The organism is Enterobacter asburiae (assembly GCF_024599655.1).
GTDB lineage: Bacteria > Pseudomonadota > Gammaproteobacteria > Enterobacterales > Enterobacteriaceae > Enterobacter > Enterobacter asburiae_D.
Genome location: NZ_CP102247.1, coordinates 2,783,468 through 2,799,415 on the forward strand (window position 1 = coordinate 2,783,468; position 15,948 = coordinate 2,799,415).

Annotated in this window: 24 protein-coding genes; all 24 read right to left on the bottom strand. The window is 52.5% G+C overall.

Features of this window, described 5'->3' with window-relative positions:
* Positions 1–10: 10 nt before the first annotated feature.
* Positions 11–322, bottom strand: coding sequence for a phage tail assembly chaperone (locus tag NQ230_RS13115; protein ID WP_025913015.1), 312 nt, complete (start codon positions 320–322; stop codon positions 11–13).
* 64 nt (positions 323–386) lie between these two features.
* Positions 387–1,058, bottom strand: a complete 672-nt coding sequence (locus NQ230_RS13120) for a phage tail protein (RefSeq protein ID WP_257257938.1) — start codon at positions 1,056–1,058, stop codon at positions 387–389.
* Positions 1,059–1,126: 68 nt separating this feature from the next.
* Positions 1,127–1,537, bottom strand: coding sequence for a DUF4128 domain-containing protein (locus tag NQ230_RS13125; protein ID WP_257257939.1), 411 nt, complete (start codon positions 1,535–1,537; stop codon positions 1,127–1,129).
* The gene (locus NQ230_RS13130) at positions 1,534–2,118 is read right to left on the bottom strand and encodes a hypothetical protein (protein ID WP_257257940.1); all 585 of its coding nucleotides are present in this window, start codon (positions 2,116–2,118) and stop codon (positions 1,534–1,536) included. Before NQ230_RS13130 ends, NQ230_RS13125 begins: the two co-directional genes overlap by 4 nt.
* A gap of 1 nt (position 2,119) precedes the next feature.
* Positions 2,120–2,470, bottom strand: coding sequence for a hypothetical protein (locus NQ230_RS13135; RefSeq protein ID WP_257257941.1), 351 nt, complete (start codon positions 2,468–2,470; stop codon positions 2,120–2,122).
* Entirely contained in the window at positions 2,470–2,952 is a 483-nt protein-coding gene (locus tag NQ230_RS13140) for a DnaT-like ssDNA-binding protein (RefSeq protein ID WP_257257942.1), read from the bottom strand. Before NQ230_RS13140 ends, NQ230_RS13135 begins: the two co-directional genes overlap by 1 nt.
* Positions 2,953–2,988: 36 nt before the next feature.
* Complete coding sequence (locus tag NQ230_RS22985; RefSeq protein WP_371745456.1) at positions 2,989–3,288, bottom strand: Ig-like domain-containing protein; 300 nt, start codon at positions 3,286–3,288, stop codon at positions 2,989–2,991.
* On the bottom strand, positions 3,270–4,223 hold the full coding sequence (locus tag NQ230_RS13145; RefSeq protein WP_257257943.1) for a major capsid protein: 954 nt from the start codon (positions 4,221–4,223) through the stop codon (positions 3,270–3,272). The genes NQ230_RS22985 and NQ230_RS13145 overlap by 19 nt, the downstream gene beginning before the upstream one ends.
* An 11-nt stretch (positions 4,224–4,234) precedes the next feature.
* Positions 4,235–5,005 (bottom strand): hypothetical protein, encoded by a 771-nt coding sequence (locus tag NQ230_RS13150; RefSeq protein WP_257257944.1) that lies wholly within the window; start codon positions 5,003–5,005, stop codon positions 4,235–4,237.
* 80 nt (positions 5,006–5,085) lie between these two features.
* Positions 5,086–6,183 carry a phage minor head protein gene (locus tag NQ230_RS13155; protein ID WP_257257945.1) on the bottom strand — a complete coding sequence of 366 codons (1,098 nt, stop codon included), beginning with the start codon at positions 6,181–6,183 and terminating at the stop codon, positions 5,086–5,088.
* A 1-nt stretch (position 6,184) separates the two neighbouring features.
* Entirely contained in the window at positions 6,185–7,573 is a 1,389-nt protein-coding gene (locus NQ230_RS13160; protein ID WP_257257946.1) for a DUF4055 domain-containing protein, read from the bottom strand.
* 1 nt (position 7,574) lies between these two features.
* On the bottom strand, positions 7,575–8,882 hold the full coding sequence (locus NQ230_RS13165) for a terminase large subunit domain-containing protein (protein WP_257257947.1): 1,308 nt from the start codon (positions 8,880–8,882) through the stop codon (positions 7,575–7,577).
* Positions 8,860–9,858: a terminase small subunit gene (locus NQ230_RS13170; protein WP_257257948.1), complete on the bottom strand. Its 999-nt coding sequence runs from the start codon at positions 9,856–9,858 to the stop codon at positions 8,860–8,862. The genes NQ230_RS13165 and NQ230_RS13170 overlap by 23 nt, the downstream gene beginning before the upstream one ends.
* 77 nt (positions 9,859–9,935) lie before the next feature.
* On the bottom strand, positions 9,936–10,109 hold the full coding sequence (locus tag NQ230_RS13175; RefSeq protein ID WP_065419808.1) for a GnsA/GnsB family addiction module toxin: 174 nt from the start codon (positions 10,107–10,109) through the stop codon (positions 9,936–9,938).
* A gap of 943 nt (positions 10,110–11,052) precedes the next feature.
* A complete protein-coding gene (locus NQ230_RS13180; RefSeq protein ID WP_257257950.1) occupies positions 11,053–11,514 on the bottom strand; it encodes a lysis protein in 462 nt (153 codons plus the stop codon).
* Positions 11,511–12,005: a lysozyme gene (locus tag NQ230_RS13185; protein WP_257257951.1), complete on the bottom strand. Its 495-nt coding sequence runs from the start codon at positions 12,003–12,005 to the stop codon at positions 11,511–11,513. Before NQ230_RS13185 ends, NQ230_RS13180 begins: the two co-directional genes overlap by 4 nt.
* Complete coding sequence (locus tag NQ230_RS13190; protein WP_257257952.1) at positions 11,983–12,207, bottom strand: class II holin family protein; 225 nt, start codon at positions 12,205–12,207, stop codon at positions 11,983–11,985. The genes NQ230_RS13185 and NQ230_RS13190 overlap by 23 nt, the downstream gene beginning before the upstream one ends.
* Positions 12,208–12,819: 612 nt before the next feature.
* Positions 12,820–13,011: a hypothetical protein gene (locus NQ230_RS13195; RefSeq protein WP_257257954.1), complete on the bottom strand. Its 192-nt coding sequence runs from the start codon at positions 13,009–13,011 to the stop codon at positions 12,820–12,822.
* Positions 13,012–13,202: 191 nt separating this feature from the next.
* The gene (locus tag NQ230_RS13200; protein WP_257257955.1) at positions 13,203–14,018 is read right to left on the bottom strand and encodes an antitermination protein; all 816 of its coding nucleotides are present in this window, start codon (positions 14,016–14,018) and stop codon (positions 13,203–13,205) included.
* Positions 14,015–14,377 carry a crossover junction endodeoxyribonuclease RusA gene (rusA, locus tag NQ230_RS13205; RefSeq protein WP_257257957.1) on the bottom strand — a complete coding sequence of 121 codons (363 nt, stop codon included), beginning with the start codon at positions 14,375–14,377 and terminating at the stop codon, positions 14,015–14,017. The genes NQ230_RS13200 and rusA overlap by 4 nt, the downstream gene beginning before the upstream one ends.
* Before the next feature lie 2 nt (positions 14,378–14,379).
* A complete protein-coding gene (locus tag NQ230_RS13210) occupies positions 14,380–14,586 on the bottom strand; it encodes a hypothetical protein (protein ID WP_257257958.1) in 207 nt (68 codons plus the stop codon).
* Complete coding sequence (locus NQ230_RS13215) at positions 14,586–15,188, bottom strand: DUF1367 family protein (protein ID WP_257257959.1); 603 nt, start codon at positions 15,186–15,188, stop codon at positions 14,586–14,588. The genes NQ230_RS13210 and NQ230_RS13215 overlap by 1 nt, the downstream gene beginning before the upstream one ends.
* Before the next feature lie 39 nt (positions 15,189–15,227).
* Positions 15,228–15,470 (bottom strand): hypothetical protein, encoded by a 243-nt coding sequence (locus NQ230_RS22990; RefSeq protein ID WP_224065701.1) that lies wholly within the window; start codon positions 15,468–15,470, stop codon positions 15,228–15,230.
* 106 nt (positions 15,471–15,576) lie between these two features.
* Positions 15,577–15,801, bottom strand: a complete 225-nt coding sequence (locus NQ230_RS13225) for a DinI family protein (RefSeq protein ID WP_096151615.1) — start codon at positions 15,799–15,801, stop codon at positions 15,577–15,579.
* Positions 15,802–15,948 lie beyond the last annotated feature (147 nt).

A 15,948-nucleotide genomic window follows, 5' to 3' on the forward strand; every position in this document is an offset into this window, starting at 1 on the left:
GCAACCGCTATCAGTTTTTTTCGCGCTGCCCCATCAGCTCGCGGTAGTAGGTTTCCGGGATGGCCTTCATCGCCGCCGGATAGTTTTCCAGCAGCACCGACAGGTTTTCCGCGTTGAATGCATCGGGAAGTGCCCAGCCAGCAATGATTTCCATCAGAAAATCAGTGGCGGTTTTGCCTTCCAGTTTTTCCAGATTAGCCAGCTCTTTGAGTGGCTTATGATTAAACGTGAAGGTCAGCACGCCATCCTCATCGCCGGCGCGCGGGATCGAGACGTTGGCCTTAAATGTAGGTTTTGGCTGAAGGGTGAATTTGGTCGCCATCGATACCTCTTAACGGAAAAAAGCCTCCACAATGGGAGGCATGGAATAGTGAAAGCTCTGACGGCTAGGCGGCAGCGTCAGTCACCTTGTAGAACGTCATCGCCGATGACTGCAGGTTCAGCACCACACTTACTGTCTCTACCTCGTTAACCGCAGTAGTTGGCGTATCGTCAAAGGACGCCGTGGCCGCCCAGTAACGGTTTTCCTTCGCCTTCGGCACGTACATGTAAGCCGCAACCGTCTCTTCGTCTTCGTCCAGTTGGCGCAGCAACGGATAAACCGGGAGAGTTGAGTCGTGAGCGATCGAGTAGGTCTGAGAGACTGCGGATTTATAGGTATTCAGGTTTCGCTGGCGGTCGTCGCTCAGGAACTGAATCTGTGTGGTGTTCTGATCGCCACCAGATTTCGACACCTCAGTAATTTGCGGCAGCTCGGTCCATTCAAGAACCTTGCGGATCGAACCGGTACCGCCACCAGCGGCATATTTGTTTTTGTTGGTGGTATTGATATTGCGAAGAGTTACGGCGCTTTCGGCAATCGCATCAATTTTTGCAATGACGTTATCAACACCGGACCAGTTGCAGTTCACATGAACAATATCACCCACCTTGAGTGCGTCCGCTTCACTCACGGTGATCACCATATTTTCGGCGTTCGTCGCCCCGGTGAAAGTAATGGCTGGGCCATAACCCGATGCCAGATAGACGTGAGCGCCGTTAGGCAATGCAAAGCCCATATTGGTTTCTCCTTCAGAAACGGGAAAACCGGCTCAAGGCCGGTCAGTTGTGGGACATCAGAGGGGAATCAGCTGTTAATGTCTGCCCGATAATTTAGGCTGACAGGAACGGTGTAGGACACAGGTGTAGGGATGCCGCGGAATATGCCAGGCACGCTGCTAATCCAGCAGGTAAAGTCTTTGCCTGCAATTTCCTGCCCCTCAGGGAACAATTCTGCCACCCTGCCCGCCAGAGCAACGACGGAGGTGCGGCCGGAGCCGGCTGGCGCCACGACATTAATCTGGTACACGCCTGAATAAGTCCGGCAGCGCAATCCGAGATCGATTGTTCGCGGCGTAACGGGCATATCGTGAACGGCCAGGTACATCTCGTTAGCAGGGGGTGTAAACGGCACGTTTTCCCAGGCAACCGGGATACCTTCAGCATCAGCCCACTCGCCGAGCCTGGCGGCCAGCACCGCCGCGATATCGGGAATCATTTAGTCACCTCCCTTACTGCTTGCTCAAAAAATCGCTGAAACTCAGCAGCAGTAATGCGTACCATCCCTCCCGGAGCTTGGGAAGAGTGCCCCATCTCCAGTCGATACGCGTAAGGGACGTTGTTGCAGAAATAAATAGCCTTCATCCCGACTTTGAACAGCGACAGCGTGTAATTCCCTGAGGCTTTTGTCAGATTTCCGGTTTTATCTACACGTCCCGTTTCATCTGTGGCCGGTGCATCAAAAGAAACCTGCCAGTTGCCCCGAAACCGTCCACCGGTATATCCAGGCGGCGCTTTGATATCCATCCCATCCACCAGTCGAGCCTTCTTCTTAAGTCGTCCGGTTTTAGTCAGGTTGGCAGGGTCCGATTTTTGCGCTTCGTTATGGTCGTATACCGCCTGATTGTAAGAAGATGCCGTCTGGTTGATGCCCCAGAGTTCCGGGTTGCCGACAGGTGACATCATCACCAGTTGATTAAGGATCCGAATGCCGACAGCACGTACGACCGCTTCCTGATTCGCTTTGGCTTTGTCCACGAACGCGGTGATGGCAGCCGTGAACGCCTTGTTATCGCTCATGCTATGCCCTCAACTGAGATTTGTAGCAGAGCACCACACCGCCCGGTTTCACCGGGTTAGGCTTAACCACGCGGTGGATTACACCGTCCACGTCGATCAGATCGCCGATTTTGATTTCCTGCTCAGCACTGAAGACAATCCGAACATCGCCGTTTTCAATGACGGTTTCGTCAATTTCGCCTGGCGCGTAATCCGTCTTAACTCCTCTGGCGGTGAACTGGATATCATCGGAACGATGCTCCACACCACCGATGACGATTAACGTGCCCTTACGCGTGACGTTGTACGCAATGCCGTTCTGCTTGAGCATACGAGTCGTTGTCGCCTGCATTCGCTGATAGTTGATGGCCATTACGCGCGCTCCGCGAAAGCATTGATTGCATATCCACGCCCACCAGCCAGGTCGCCGAGAATAGCCATTACCGCCGGATAGGATGGTGTGAACACCTCACCATCGGCAACCGCATAGGTCATGGTTACGGCGCCTTCGACACGTTCGGTTTTAACCGCGGCCTCACGAACGCTTGAAAGCAAATCGCCCTCAATCGCCTCGATAGCCAGCATGCATTGTGCGGTGATAACCTGCCGCGGCACCTGGTCGGGTGGGAAATCATGTTCATCCAGAACGACATTCACGCGTGGCCATGCCAGAGCCTGTCTCGGGCCAGCTTTTGAGCCTACCCAGTCCAGCCCCTCTAGGTAATCCATTGCCTTAATCAACAAAGGTGTAAGCTTGTCAGGCAGTTCAATGCCGCGTATTTCCGCAAATGAGGCAAGATCCTCTTCACTGGCGTAGCTGTTGGCATCAGGAGAGGTGATATCGGTATTGATCATCGAATCATCCTGTTTATGGGGCTTTCGCCCCATTCGTTATTCTCCGGCAGGTGCAGTAAAAGTGATCTCATCCGTGGTTTTCGCCACTCCTTCAACCGTGCCGGTTACCGTGAAGGTGCCTGCCGTATCAGAGGTGAGCTTGACCGTCGCCCCACCAGCAGAGCCGGTCTGAGAACTGGCCGTGCTAAGCGTGCCGCCCGTTGAATTCCAGGCAACGGTTTTGCCGGAAACACCTGCTCCGTTTAGCGTGTACTTCAGGGAAATGGTGACCGCATCGGTGCTGTCAGCGGTTGCGGAGGTTTTATCCGCTGACAGCGTTACTCCCCCGCAGTGGATCCCAGCTTAATCAGCACGCCAGCCGTAGATTTGTTACTGGTGAAGTGCTTCTTCCAGTTACCTGCAGTGCCGATTTTGGTCAGGTCCGGGTTATCACCTTTGGAGGTATCCCAGCTGTAACCCAGCAGGTCGACATTCACCACACCTTCTGCACGGTATCCGATCGCCAGGTTTTCCTGATCGTTGATGTCGTAGGAACGGAAGCCCGGCGCCTGAGACTCGGTGACGGTAACCGCACCAGCTACCAGCCCAAGGATCGCATCAGCGTCCATGGTGTCGGTCACCAGCACAGGTTTACCCAGCGTGCCTGGCTGCCCGCCGTAAACCACCACGCCCGCTTCTTCGTAGATTTTGTTGGCGATCGCCTCATCCACGATGTCGAAGTAAGTGGCGGAGTGCATAACGAAGAGCACAACACGGTTGAACTTGTCGCCGTACTTACGCAGGCCGCGCGTCAGGGTCTTCTTACCGTCTGTTTCGATATCTGCGGTAACCACCATGTCCGCGTTTGCGCCAATAGCAGCCGTAAGCGCTTTCAAGCCATATTTCACATAGCCTTCCAGCGTCGCATCAGCAACATCAGTGCCGATCACCTCTGAGAACTCGTCAACCGAGCGGCCGCGGCGTTTGAACGCTTCTTCAGTAGTTTCATATGGACCGTATTTCCACGGCGCTTTGACGGATACGGCTTCACCGGCGCCAATCTTCTTACCCGTCACCTTTTCGGTGGAGTTAACGTCACGCGATTCGATTGAGCCGCCCACTTTGTAGAAGGCTCGCTTGCGGAAATCGCCTTCAATCAGCTCGTTATCCAGCAGGATCGCGCCGTTGGAGGACGCGTTGAAAATTGCCAGGTTGTCCTGGCGACGCTCGAGGAAAGCGGTCTGCGCCAGATCGTCATAAATGATCAGGTCACTATTAACAGTGCTAGACATGGGTTAATCCCTTATTTCGGAAGTTTGAGGAAGGCCTGCTGGCCATGCTTGCGGATGTAATCCGCTTTGTCGCTGGCGCTCATTTCGGAACGTTTCAGGCTGCCACCACCGTTTGGCTTGTGCCCGCCCGCGCCAGTGCCTTCAGCGCGTGGGAACAGATGCGGAGCCGTCTCCTTAAGAGACTCCGCCCATTCGAGTGGACTCAGTGGCGTTTTGCCGTCTTTACCGAACAGAACATCGCCATTTGCATCAACTGCTATGGCCTCGCCTTCGTCGTTGAGCTGGAAAGTGCCTTTGGCACGCAGAATGAGATCGTCGGATGCTTCCGGCAGCGCACCAGCTTTTGAGGCTGCTGCACGGATTGCATCGCCCAGAACTCGATCCCGGAATTTGTTGGAGAACGCTTCGGCTTTGTCGGCGCGTTCATTTGCGGCTTTGATTTGCTTATCGACGTCAGCACGCAAACGCTCGGTGCGCTTATCGAGCACCTCATCGATTTTCCCGGCGGCAATAAGCTTTGCCTCTTCATCGTCAGAAAAACGCTGGAGAATGCCGCGTACAGCGTCTGGATCGATACCTTCAAAGCGGGACAGGTTTTCTTTCTGCTGTTTAATGGTGCCCAGCAGTTCGCTATTTTTCGTTTTGAGGCCAGTGACTTCGCTGGTCACGCGCTCATCAATCAGCTTCTGGATTTCTGGGGTGATTTCGATACCACCGCCACCGCTGCCCTCACCGCCGCTTTCAGGTGCGTAAAATTTCAGAAGCATGTTTCGAATTAACATAATTTCCCCTCGGGATTTTGCCGGGCCTCGCCCATAAAAAAGCCCCGGCAGATGCCAGGGCGTGAAGAAAGAAGTGGTTGTTAGTTGTCAGTGCCTGAGAGCTGCTTCAAGCGTTCCAGGCTGATCCATTCGCCTTTGTCAGTGAACATATCAGCCAGGTTGATTTCACCGGCTCGGAACAGACGGCCACGCTCGGCACCCAAAACCTGATCCTGCCGTTGAGCTGGCTGACGCTCGAGCCATTCCAGATACGTGGTTTTAGCTGGCACCTGGCCATCCATGCTGGCACGACTCCCCTCGTCCATCTCGTCGATATCGATGCCGAGTTCGCGCCACGACTTGAGGATCAGGGTTTCGGTAGAACGACAGCAAAAATGAATTTTCCCGGGTCCCTGCAGGTAAGGCACCTTATGCCCGACCGGTTTGTTATCCAGGGTGTAACGCAGCAGGTCACGAATAATGCAGTCATGACTTGTTTTATTGTCCAGCGTAGACAGCCACTGTTTGCCTTTCACGATATCGCTGTTGGCGCTGGTGAAGCTGTTGCGTGCAGTGGCAGCCAGATGATTAACGGCTGTTTTAGCGATGCTGGCGGCATTTGCCCTGCTCATCTGCAGCGCGCCGTCGCGATAGTCTTTGTTGGCGTGGCCACGAACATTGCGGGCTATAGTTTCTACCGTGTCGCCGGCAAGATAACCCCTGCGGACAGCGTTCACGATACGCGCCAGCCTGTCCGATTCCAGATTAACCGCCCACTCACTCAGCAGCCGCCCCTGAAAGGGCTGCGCCATCGCCGCGGCATACACCATATCGGCGGTGATGCCCTGCAGCGGATAGTGAGACAAGACCTGTGATGGCAGAAGGGAATCGAACAGGCTCAGCTGATAACTGGCTTCGTTCTTTGCCAGCGCCACCAGCTCACTCTCGAGCCCTGCCTGCATGGTGGCAACGGCCTGATGGTTAAGCTCACGCACGCTGCCCAGTAAACTCTGCAGACGGCTAACGGTGAAGCTCTCAGGAGGCAATCTGTCCAGCGCATCTAGTAGCCGTGCCGAAAGATCCGCGTCCGTTTCGTTAAGCAACTTCACCATCCGGTTTGCCACTCCGGTGGCGTAGCGACTTAACCAGACGGAATGTGCGATCGACTCATCGCGCAGGCTTTCGTTAATGGTGGCCATATCAGCCTCCCGTCAACGTTGGTGCCTGATTGCGAAGCGCATCAATAACCTCGTCCGGACTGTCGGCCGGGTCAATGAGATCGAGCTTCTGCAGCGCGCGAATCATATCGCTATCGCGCAGCGCACCGGACTGCCAGGCGTTGACGATTGCCGTCACCATGCCCGACTCGGCAACCTTCGCTATGAATTCCTGATTGATGGTGTAACTCGTTGTTTCGCCCTTGATGCCGAGGTATTTCGCACACCATCCCAGCGCCAGCGTATAGGCCTCAGAAACGTTCGAAACGCAGATACCGAGCACCGATGTGGAAGATGTTTGCTCACCACTCGCCTGCGTCGCAGTCTTCGCCGTGGCGTTCTGCTCAATCAGTCGGGCGCCCAGTTGCACCATGTAATCGCGCTTACTGTCCATGGCCTCTTTAGCCAGCATGTTCGGCTGCGCCTGGGCATAGCCAAACGAGCCCTCCTTGGGAAGCAAAAGCGGTGATCGGGAACCAATTTTCACGCCCTTCTTCTCGAGGTGATCGCGCCAGCCGGTATCGAGCCCGGTCATATACGGCTGCACCTGGCCACAGAACCACACGCTGTCTTCATAGTCAGCACTGTTACGGTAATGCCCGTGGTTTATCTCCACCAGCGCGGCCAGCGGTGAATCATCGATAGTGGGATCGTTATTCTGAGCACCGACAAAGGTGAACGGAATTTCGTCCCAGTAGTCCTTTCCTTTCGGCTTAGGGTGGTACTCACTGTCAACGGTGTAGGTTCCGCTTGCGGTGCCACCAGCCCGGCGCCACACCCGGCAGATGAACCGCCCTTCTTCCAGCGCCAGCTCGCGGTACTGGATTTCATCCTTGTAAGCGTAACCATCCGGCTCTTCTACGCATTCGCGCAGGACCACAAGCACCAGCTGATCGCGCCCGTTAATTCGCTTTGTTCGCCAATTAATGATGTTCTCTGCCGGGTAGCGGAGGATAATCGCCTCATCGGATGCTTCTGCGTAGTCAACATAAAGCCCCTCTCGTGCCACCTCCAGCACGTTCTCGGTCACCAGTTGCGACTGCTGATAGATGCTGGTTCCGGCCCCGTCAGCATTGTCCAACAGGTACTTCAGCTTCTCCGGACCGTTAACCGTGGGGTCCTTGCGATACGCCATCCCAAGCATGCCGATCTTCGTATTGCCGGCAATGGCGTAGAACACCGCGCGGCTCAGATAGTCCTCATTACGCTTACGGTTGCGCGTGGATTTATCAGTTGGGTCGAGATAAGGCAGATATTTATTACCCGCCGCCTTTACGGCCTCAGCGCCTTTGCAGAAGTCCCTGTATTTCCGCCAGGCAGCAGAAGCCGCCCGGTGTTCTGGTCGAACCCAGGTGATATCGTCGTTTGCCATATCAGAAAGTAGTGTCCATAGTGATTGAGTATGCCGGTTTCACGATCGGGTAATCCTTCACGATGAAGTACCCACCAGCATCATTGGGGTGATCGTTATCAGCTGATTTGTCCGGTTCGCCATTGGCCGCCCAGATTTGCTGTTCGAGGCTTTCGGTGTAAACCGGGCAATTCTGCACATTCACCAGGTAGCGGCGTTCTCCGTTGGCGTTGCAGAACATGGCGTTCATCGAGTTGATGCGATCCTTAACCGGCGGGTTGGCATCATCAACGATGACGCTGAATCCGGCATCATTGAGCTGAGCAATATCTGTCTTGCTGGCGTTCTGTGATTTGCGGGAGTCGCCAGAGGCATCCGGATAGATGTAAATCTCCCGGCTCTTCACATAACGGCCATCCTCGTAGCGCCAGAACTCTTCCTGGATACGCTTAATCATCGCTGGCGTGTCGTAGACCTTCACCAGCTCACGGACCGCACGTGGTAGGCCATTACGCTTAACGTGAACAATCGCGGCCATTTTTCCCACGTTGAAGTCCATACCAATGAACAGCGGATCCCCGTCCTGAATCTCGTCAGAACAGTTATTCAGCTTGCGGTTAAATGTGTGGTAAATGGTCCCGCTGTTAAGGTTGGTGAATTTCCCTCGCAGGTATGCCTGAATCAGTTCATCCGGATAAGAACTCAACAGCGACGGGATGTAATCCGCGGGCAGGTTCTTAGCGTTATCGAATGTGCTGGCCTGTATCAGACCGTACAGTGCCGCAAGCTCTGGCTTTTCACGTACGGCCTTCACAAACTGCTGATAAACAAATTTGAAACCTTCCGGCGTTGTCGTTACGTCAATTCCATTCCTCAGGCCCGGGATGTTGTAACGCATACGGGCGATAATTTTTCGCCAAGCCTGCAGTGCTTTGGCAGCCGCCATGACGTCCAGCTCATCCACCATCGCATTACCGATTTTGAAACCGACTATCGAGCCGGGTTTCTCCATCGAGCGGCAGATAGTTGTCCCGCGGTAACGCCGTCCCTCATAGAAGTGAACCTCTTTGTTCCCCTCATTGATTTTGACGTTCAAGCCCCAGTCAAAGGCCACCTCTTCAATCGTCGGGTAGAAGATGTCACGAATCTGCGGGTACGTCGGCGCGAAATAGCCCTGGTTGATTTTAGGGTGCTCCCACATCCCCTTACAGATGCCGCCACAACCTACCCACGTCTTACCGGAGCCGAACCCGGCAACGTAGGCTTTGAATTTGTGCTGCATAGCGAGGAAGCGCGCCTGAGGAATGTTAAGTGTCGGGCTGATCCCCATCGTCTGCCCTCGCATCCACTACGTTGATATTGATCTGCACTGGGGTTGGTTCATCGTCCTCACCATCACCCGCCAGCTCTTTACGGAGTTTCTCAACCTCCAGCTGCCGGCGTTCGATTTCTATCTGCTGCAGGCGCTGCGCAAACTCGCTATCAGCCAGGCCAAGGCGTTTCATGACCGCTTCGTACATGCGCTCGCGGCTGATGGCTGTGATTTCTACGCCGTTCTTGCCGACCTTCACGCCTGAGTAAGCCAGCGCAGCATCAGGGGAAAGTTTCCTCGTGTCTGCGAAGTAAGGCTGGCCAATGCCGTCGCCGTTGCAGCGCGGGCATACTGGGTTAGGCTCTCTGTTGTGGTCATAGCCGTAACCGCCGGAATCTTCAGGTTCGCGTCTGTCACGTTCAACAGCCTCGAGCCTCTTCTCTTCGAACTCAACTGCATCGCGCCACTGATACTGGTGACCGAAGCCCCAGCAATAACGACAAGCCCCGCGACGATACTGCGACAGCTGATTGGCATCGAAAGTAGCGAGCTGCCACATCTGCTCAAGCACTTCATCGGCACTTCCAAGAGTGCGCACAATGGACGCTTTTTGCTGCTGCGCAATAGCCTGCGCAACTGAAGTTTTCTGAAGGAGTTGATAGCCGATTTGTTCAGCTGATTTTTTACTGTAGCCAGCCCGGATAGCTGCCTGTGTGGCATTGCCATCCTTCAGGTATTCTGCGACAAAGCGTCTTTGCTGTGCCGTTAACCCATCATCATCCACCAGCTCATTTGCGCTTTTATCTTTCTGCGCAGTGCGCATTTTTTTCTGCGCAGGTTTTTGCGCAGTTTGCGCAGAAGGTTTTTTGATGTATCGGCGGGCAGTCGCATAATTCAGTCCCTGCGCTTCACACCACTCTTTCGGTGATACGCCGGTTGCGGCATGTTCGGACAGGAACCGTTGCTGAAGCTCGCCCCAGTCCGGTTTTGCCATGTTTTTTCCTTGCGTCACTCACTATCAAATAGCAATAAAAAAGGCCGCATGAGCGACCTTGTTTTGTGAAGATACGATTAAAGGAGTTTGATTTTGACCTCGTACCCCTCAAGACCTGTCATCGCTTCACGAGCGATAAACTCAATTTCGGAAACTTCATGGCCTGTTTTTTTTCGTAACTCTGAAATTTTTTTTGATATGAGGGCAGAAATTTCTTCTTCTGCCTTGTGCGTCAGTTCTTCAATTTTCATTATTACCTCTTTTGGCCGTTTACTATTTCCATTATCAAGTGAGACGACAGTTATCGATACATTGCCGCTAACCTAACTGTATGTAAATAGTAGACTACCTGTGTAACAGATGCTGAATGGGCTAACTTCCAACTAGTCACCTACAGGAGGTCCCCAGCGTCAGTAATGCCCTAAAGAATGATAAAAAAAGCTCCTTCATCATTACAAGGGCTTTTGCCATAGAGGGATGGATACCTCCTGGTGAATCGTCGCTCAGTCACCGGAAGCCCGCAGCCTAATTTGTTAAAGATTGGCGCATGACAAGAAGACCCATCAGACACGTCACTGCCACTATGAACTGGGCTAATTCAAAACCTTCCACTACAGCAAAACCTGTAGGTAGTGGTTACCTTTTCCGGCAAGGATCATCAACCGTAAGATGCGAGGTTTCACATTATTGCATTTAAAAGTGCATTTAGTTTGCAATATTTGTGTGAGATGTTATTTTGCCAAAGCCTTAGAGCAAGAAGCACACAAATAAAACAAAAGATTCAACTCATAATTGCCCCTCACAAGGGGCATTTTTTATGGCAGAACGCATTTCAACCCATTCGTTCTTGTGCATGTGATTTCGAGTAAAATTTAATCTGATTATAGGGAATACCATGTGAAGCATATGCAACAAGAAAGAACTATCAAAGACCGTTAACCTGAGGAAATTCCTAATACTTTTCGCTTACGCTTGTTGATTACTGGCTGACTGCCAGGCTATCCAAGACTCTGATGTGGAGAATGCCAACTCCAGGGAAACATCGATAAAAAGAGCAAGTGAAACTGAGACTCCTTTAGCTCTCCATGCGAGGGCTTTTTTTTGGCATCACCCAATCTATCAGATTGCGCTTAAAATATATGCTAATGCTAGTGTCCAAGAGCGAGATAGTGGCAGAACCTTGCGGATGAGGTTCTATTTCAGACACTGCTCTTTGATGTAGTCCTGCAGGTAGCCAATTTGCTTTCTCACTGTGACGATTCGCTTTCTGAGGGTGAAATAATCCCGTTCAGCGGAGTCAGTAAGTCTGGGGCTGGTAGCATCGCCCATGCCGCCGGTGCTGGTCGCTCCGTTCGCGGGACATCTGGCGTTGACGTGCAACCCACACTTACCAGTGCTAACGCAACGCTGCAGATCTTCAAGCTGAGATTTCGCATCGGCTAATTCCTTCGTGTATTTAGCATCCAGTGCCGCTGCATCACGCTGGCGGGTCTGCATGTCTTTGATGGTGGCGATCGACAGGCTGAGTTTCTCAGTGGCTTTATCGCGTTGGTCTTTATAAGCGATGGCGTTGTCGCGGTAGTGGTTAATCGCCCAAGCCATGGTAACTAGCAGGCTGATAACGACAGCGAAGATGATGGCTGTTAATCGGCTCATTTCTGACCCCACTCGCAGACTTCGCGCTCAACCTCCCGGCGGGATACCAAGCCCTTCCACTGCTTGCCACCGGCATACGTCCACCGCTGCAGTTCTTTGCATGCACCCGGAATATCACCGGCATTCAGTTTCTTCAGCAGCGTCGATCTGCTAAACGCCCCAGTTCCCACGTTGTAAGTAAAGGAATAAAGTGCGGCGCGGGTAGGTTCAGGGATGTAGACCTTAATAAGCGGGTCGATAGCTGCAGCAACCTTGCGCAGATCTGACTGCAGTAGTGCATCGCACTCTTTATCGGTGTAACGGTGCCCGCGGCGAACGTCGGCACCAGTGTGCCCATCGCAAACAGTCCAGACGCCGACGACATCCTGATAAGCGTAGTAGCGTCGACCTTCCAGCCCATCCGCATTGCCCAGCAATACTGCAGCAATGGTGATTGCTCCGGATCCGCCAACAATGGCACCCACCAGTTTATTCCTGAGTGTCGGGTTCATCTCGGCTCCTGCTGCGGCGTTTGTCTTCGCGGATCTTGAAATAGAGATTCGTCAGATAAGTCAGTACGGCAATGATGATGCCCACCAGCACGCCGATAGCGTTCCACTGTTCGGGACTGTAGGCATTCAGCATGCCGTTTAGGATGCTGCCGGCTGAAGCGCCGTATGCAGCGCCGGTGGTTAATTTGTCCATGCGATACATGCTCTCACCTCGCTCTGTGCGGGTGCTAAATTTGGGAATAAAAAAAGCCCGCTCTTTCGAAGCGGGCCAATGAGTTGACTATTTGTAAGGTAGGTGTGAGTGAGACCTATGCTCAGGAGTGAAACTGTATCGGCTGATTCACTATAGGCTCAGGAGAACCACCGGAGAGGTAGGCACATCTCACAACTCAAAGCGTAGCAGCAGATTACAAAACCATAAAAAAAGGCCTGCTTTTTATGGCAGGCTCTCAAGGAATTTGAAACTTGTATTGTTGTTGTCATGGTGCCGGGTGCCTCCCGGTGACTCTACCCCAGTCAGCAAAGACGCGCGCATACCTGCAGATAGCAGTTGACTGGAACGCCCTTTCGCTTAGAAAGGATTCACCACAGAAATAATTTACGTGCTATTCATTCCTGTGGTCAATGGATTATCTTTGAACAAAAAAAAAGCCTACTCATAGGAGCAGGCAACCATACGCTAACAGCATGCACGCTGTTAGTAAACGCACTCAATACAAAGCACTTCCATATCCATTCCACCGGATATTTAGAAGAGTAGTTCGAAAAGGATGAAGTGCAATAAATACAGTGCAATATCGTGCGATAAATCTTCTTAGCTAATTGGTGGAGAAAGTGGGCCGGAGAGAACTTCCGCTTCTCCGTTATCGCAGAGGGGATCTCCCTGCGTCAGATGCCAGACACCAGTTATAGTCTGGCCAGTTTCAAGATCCTCGGTTACACCATTGGTGTAGTAGGCAACCTGAATCTTGCCGTTGTGCTGTACCCAGTAGAAACCTTCTTCCATTTTCCCTCCTGCTTGGTTGGGAAAATTATAAATCACCGCGGGGTTGGTTGGTTTTAGAAATTCTTAAATCGCTTTTAAGCAAAAGCCCCACGGGGTTAACCGCAGGGCTTTAAACGAAGGCATTAACCCATCGTTAGAGGAAAATTACCACAGATTCGGGAAATGTAAATAGCTCACGATAAAATAATGCCCTATTTTGTTATCTGCTTCAGCTGCGCATCAGCCCATGCTTCTTCGATATCAAACTTGGTAATTAACTGATCGTAGAATGGCTTAACAGACTTCTTCCAGGTATCGAGGCTGATTGCATCCGTTATCTGACATACAGCTGCGTAAGCCTCAGTCGATGGAATTCGCTCATATCCACGTCCGCCGCAGCGCTTGCAATCGGCCAGAACCGGCACGCCCTGCTTTTCAGAGAGGTCCTGATTCACTGCTTTACCGCGCCCGTGGCAGTCTTTACAGGCGCAGCTGACAACTTTCTTCCCTTTGCAGGTCGAGCAAAGGACCTTAGCGACTTCTTTCACCTGGCGCTTAACCTCGAAATCACTCGGAGATTGCTTAAGGTCTTTTGCCCATTGTGGAAGCTTCATCGTGTAGTGCGATTTCATCATGAAAACATCAGCCTCAATGAATCCCTGCCCCGAGCAGCAATCACACTGTTTCACGCTGGCGGCGCTGCGAGAATAATCTTCAAAAGCGAAAGTGGCCAGCTGGCGCATAACCAGTGGCTTAACCGCATCGTCCAGCTTGCGAAGCGCAGCTACTCGGTCGCACTTGGTCAGCGCATACTGGGCCAGCAACTCAATCGCCCTCTCCCGGTCATTGTTGCTGATCCCCATCTTCCCAAGAAAAGCGCTGTAACCCAACGCAGCCCGTTCCTGCGTCATACCAATAGCGGCCATGATATCCGTTCCGCTTAATGAGTCTGACGCCGTAGCGCGCGGAGAGTCGCTAATCATTGTCGATTTGGCGAAGTGATATTTGAGGGTATTTTCAAGATTCATGCGGTCTCCAGCTCGGTAATAGTGAGTTCCAATTTCCCGCCCTTAACGACAGGCATTTTCACAACGCGGTAATCAACAACCTGGCAGTCATCCATCCAGAATCCCGCCTTGGTTAAAGCGTCGAATGCAGCTTTTTGCAGGTTATCCAGATCACGGCGCCGGCGGTCTGGCATATGACATTCAATTCGGATTTTGAGTGGTGCAGCCGTTCGGATATTAAGCCGGGCGCTGCGAATGACACTGGCCACTGCATAGCGGTACGCGATGCCATCAGCGCTAATGTGCGTGCGCCCGCGGTTGTGCCGGTAATACCGGTTATTGCTCGGCGGCCAGGGCAAAGTGATTTGATATGTCTTCACGTTCACCCCCACATCCGGTTTCGCCGGCGGCTATCCGGGCGCGCTGGTGTATTTGAGGTCGGCAAGAATGCACTGACAGTCCATGTCACGTAATCCGGGTTAAGGCTACGCTCAACTCGTACCCCGCGCGCCATGTAACGCTTAACGAGTTCGTCGGCCTGTTCGGTGCTGCAATCGGTGTGGTGGAACCAGGTCTTCTTCATCCCCATCACCCCGCGAAACCAAGCAGTTGCGCGGCGACATTTTCTGCCTCATCACGACTGCGGAATGAACGCGACAGGACCCAACGCCAGAGGACATCGAGCGCAGCTTTATAGAGTTGCTGGAACTCGAGCTCGTCCATGTTGGCAAACGAGATGCTTCGAGGATGTTTTTTGAGTGTTCCGTCAGGGAGCTGAATGGCATCAAAGTGCCCTGCCTCGACGATCACCCAAGAGCGGTAAGCATCGAAGGATTTGCACAGGCTAATGCCATTCGTGACGCGCCGGTAAGCAACCTGCTCAAGATACTGCTCGGCAGCATCGATAAGCGCGCCTTCATTCCCGCCATACGAAGCCAGGAACTTGGCGTAGCCGGTGATCAGCTTCCGCTCGTTACTCGAGATAGCCCCGCCAGTTGGTTCCCAGTATTCAAAACCGAGATTGAGAAGCGCGAAAAAGCGCCGGTGAAATGCCGGGTTTCGTACCCGCCTGAACTCGGCAACAAGAACATCGCCGAGCCGGGTTTTGGATTGCAGAATAACGCTGGTCTCGGGCGTAGCCGGGATCAGTATTCCTGAGTGGTGTTTTATAAGTTGTAATTCTAGCGCCATGGTTCTCTCCGTGGCGCATCAGGTATAGGTTGTTCAGGCCTATGAAAGAATAATATCAGACGGAGGTGTAACTCGGTACCCCAGCCGTTTTGCAAATTGCATAAATCCGTTGAGAGTGAAAATTTCTTCCTCTTCGAGTAACGGTCGTAATGAAACTATTCCGTTTACTCGATAAACCAGATATCTCCCTTCCGCCGGGAAGCTATAGATAACTGCCTTATCGGCCCTTCTGACCACGTCGTACCATTGATCATCTGCATTAAAGGCATCTGCACTACACACTATTTCCCCCAGAGCGACTTATTGACGCGGTAAACAGTAATCGGGAACAGCCAGGGGAACGCAAACAGCGATACTCTTTGAAACTGCTCCAGTGAAATTCACGCGATTAATTAAACCACTCGTCAGCGCTTTCCCAGGTCTCCTGCACGATATGTTCGACCTCTTTCTTGTCACTCCCGAAAACAGTCAGCCCATCATGGCTGGCACGCTTAATCGTAAGCTGGCAATCATCAAACTGCTTACTGAGCCTTTTCAGCAGTTCTGACTCGAGCGCAGGTATAGCTCCATCAGGAAGTTTCTTCATGCGATCAATGGTTAACTCGATTTTCATATGTCCCTCCGCAATGAATTACTGTATGCATATACAGTATATTTATAAACGTATCTCACGGATTTTGCAACGCTTTAAGAGTAGAAATGCAAACCTGAGTTTTGAACAAAGGGCCTAAAAGAACATAGGCTGGCTTTGATTCCCGCT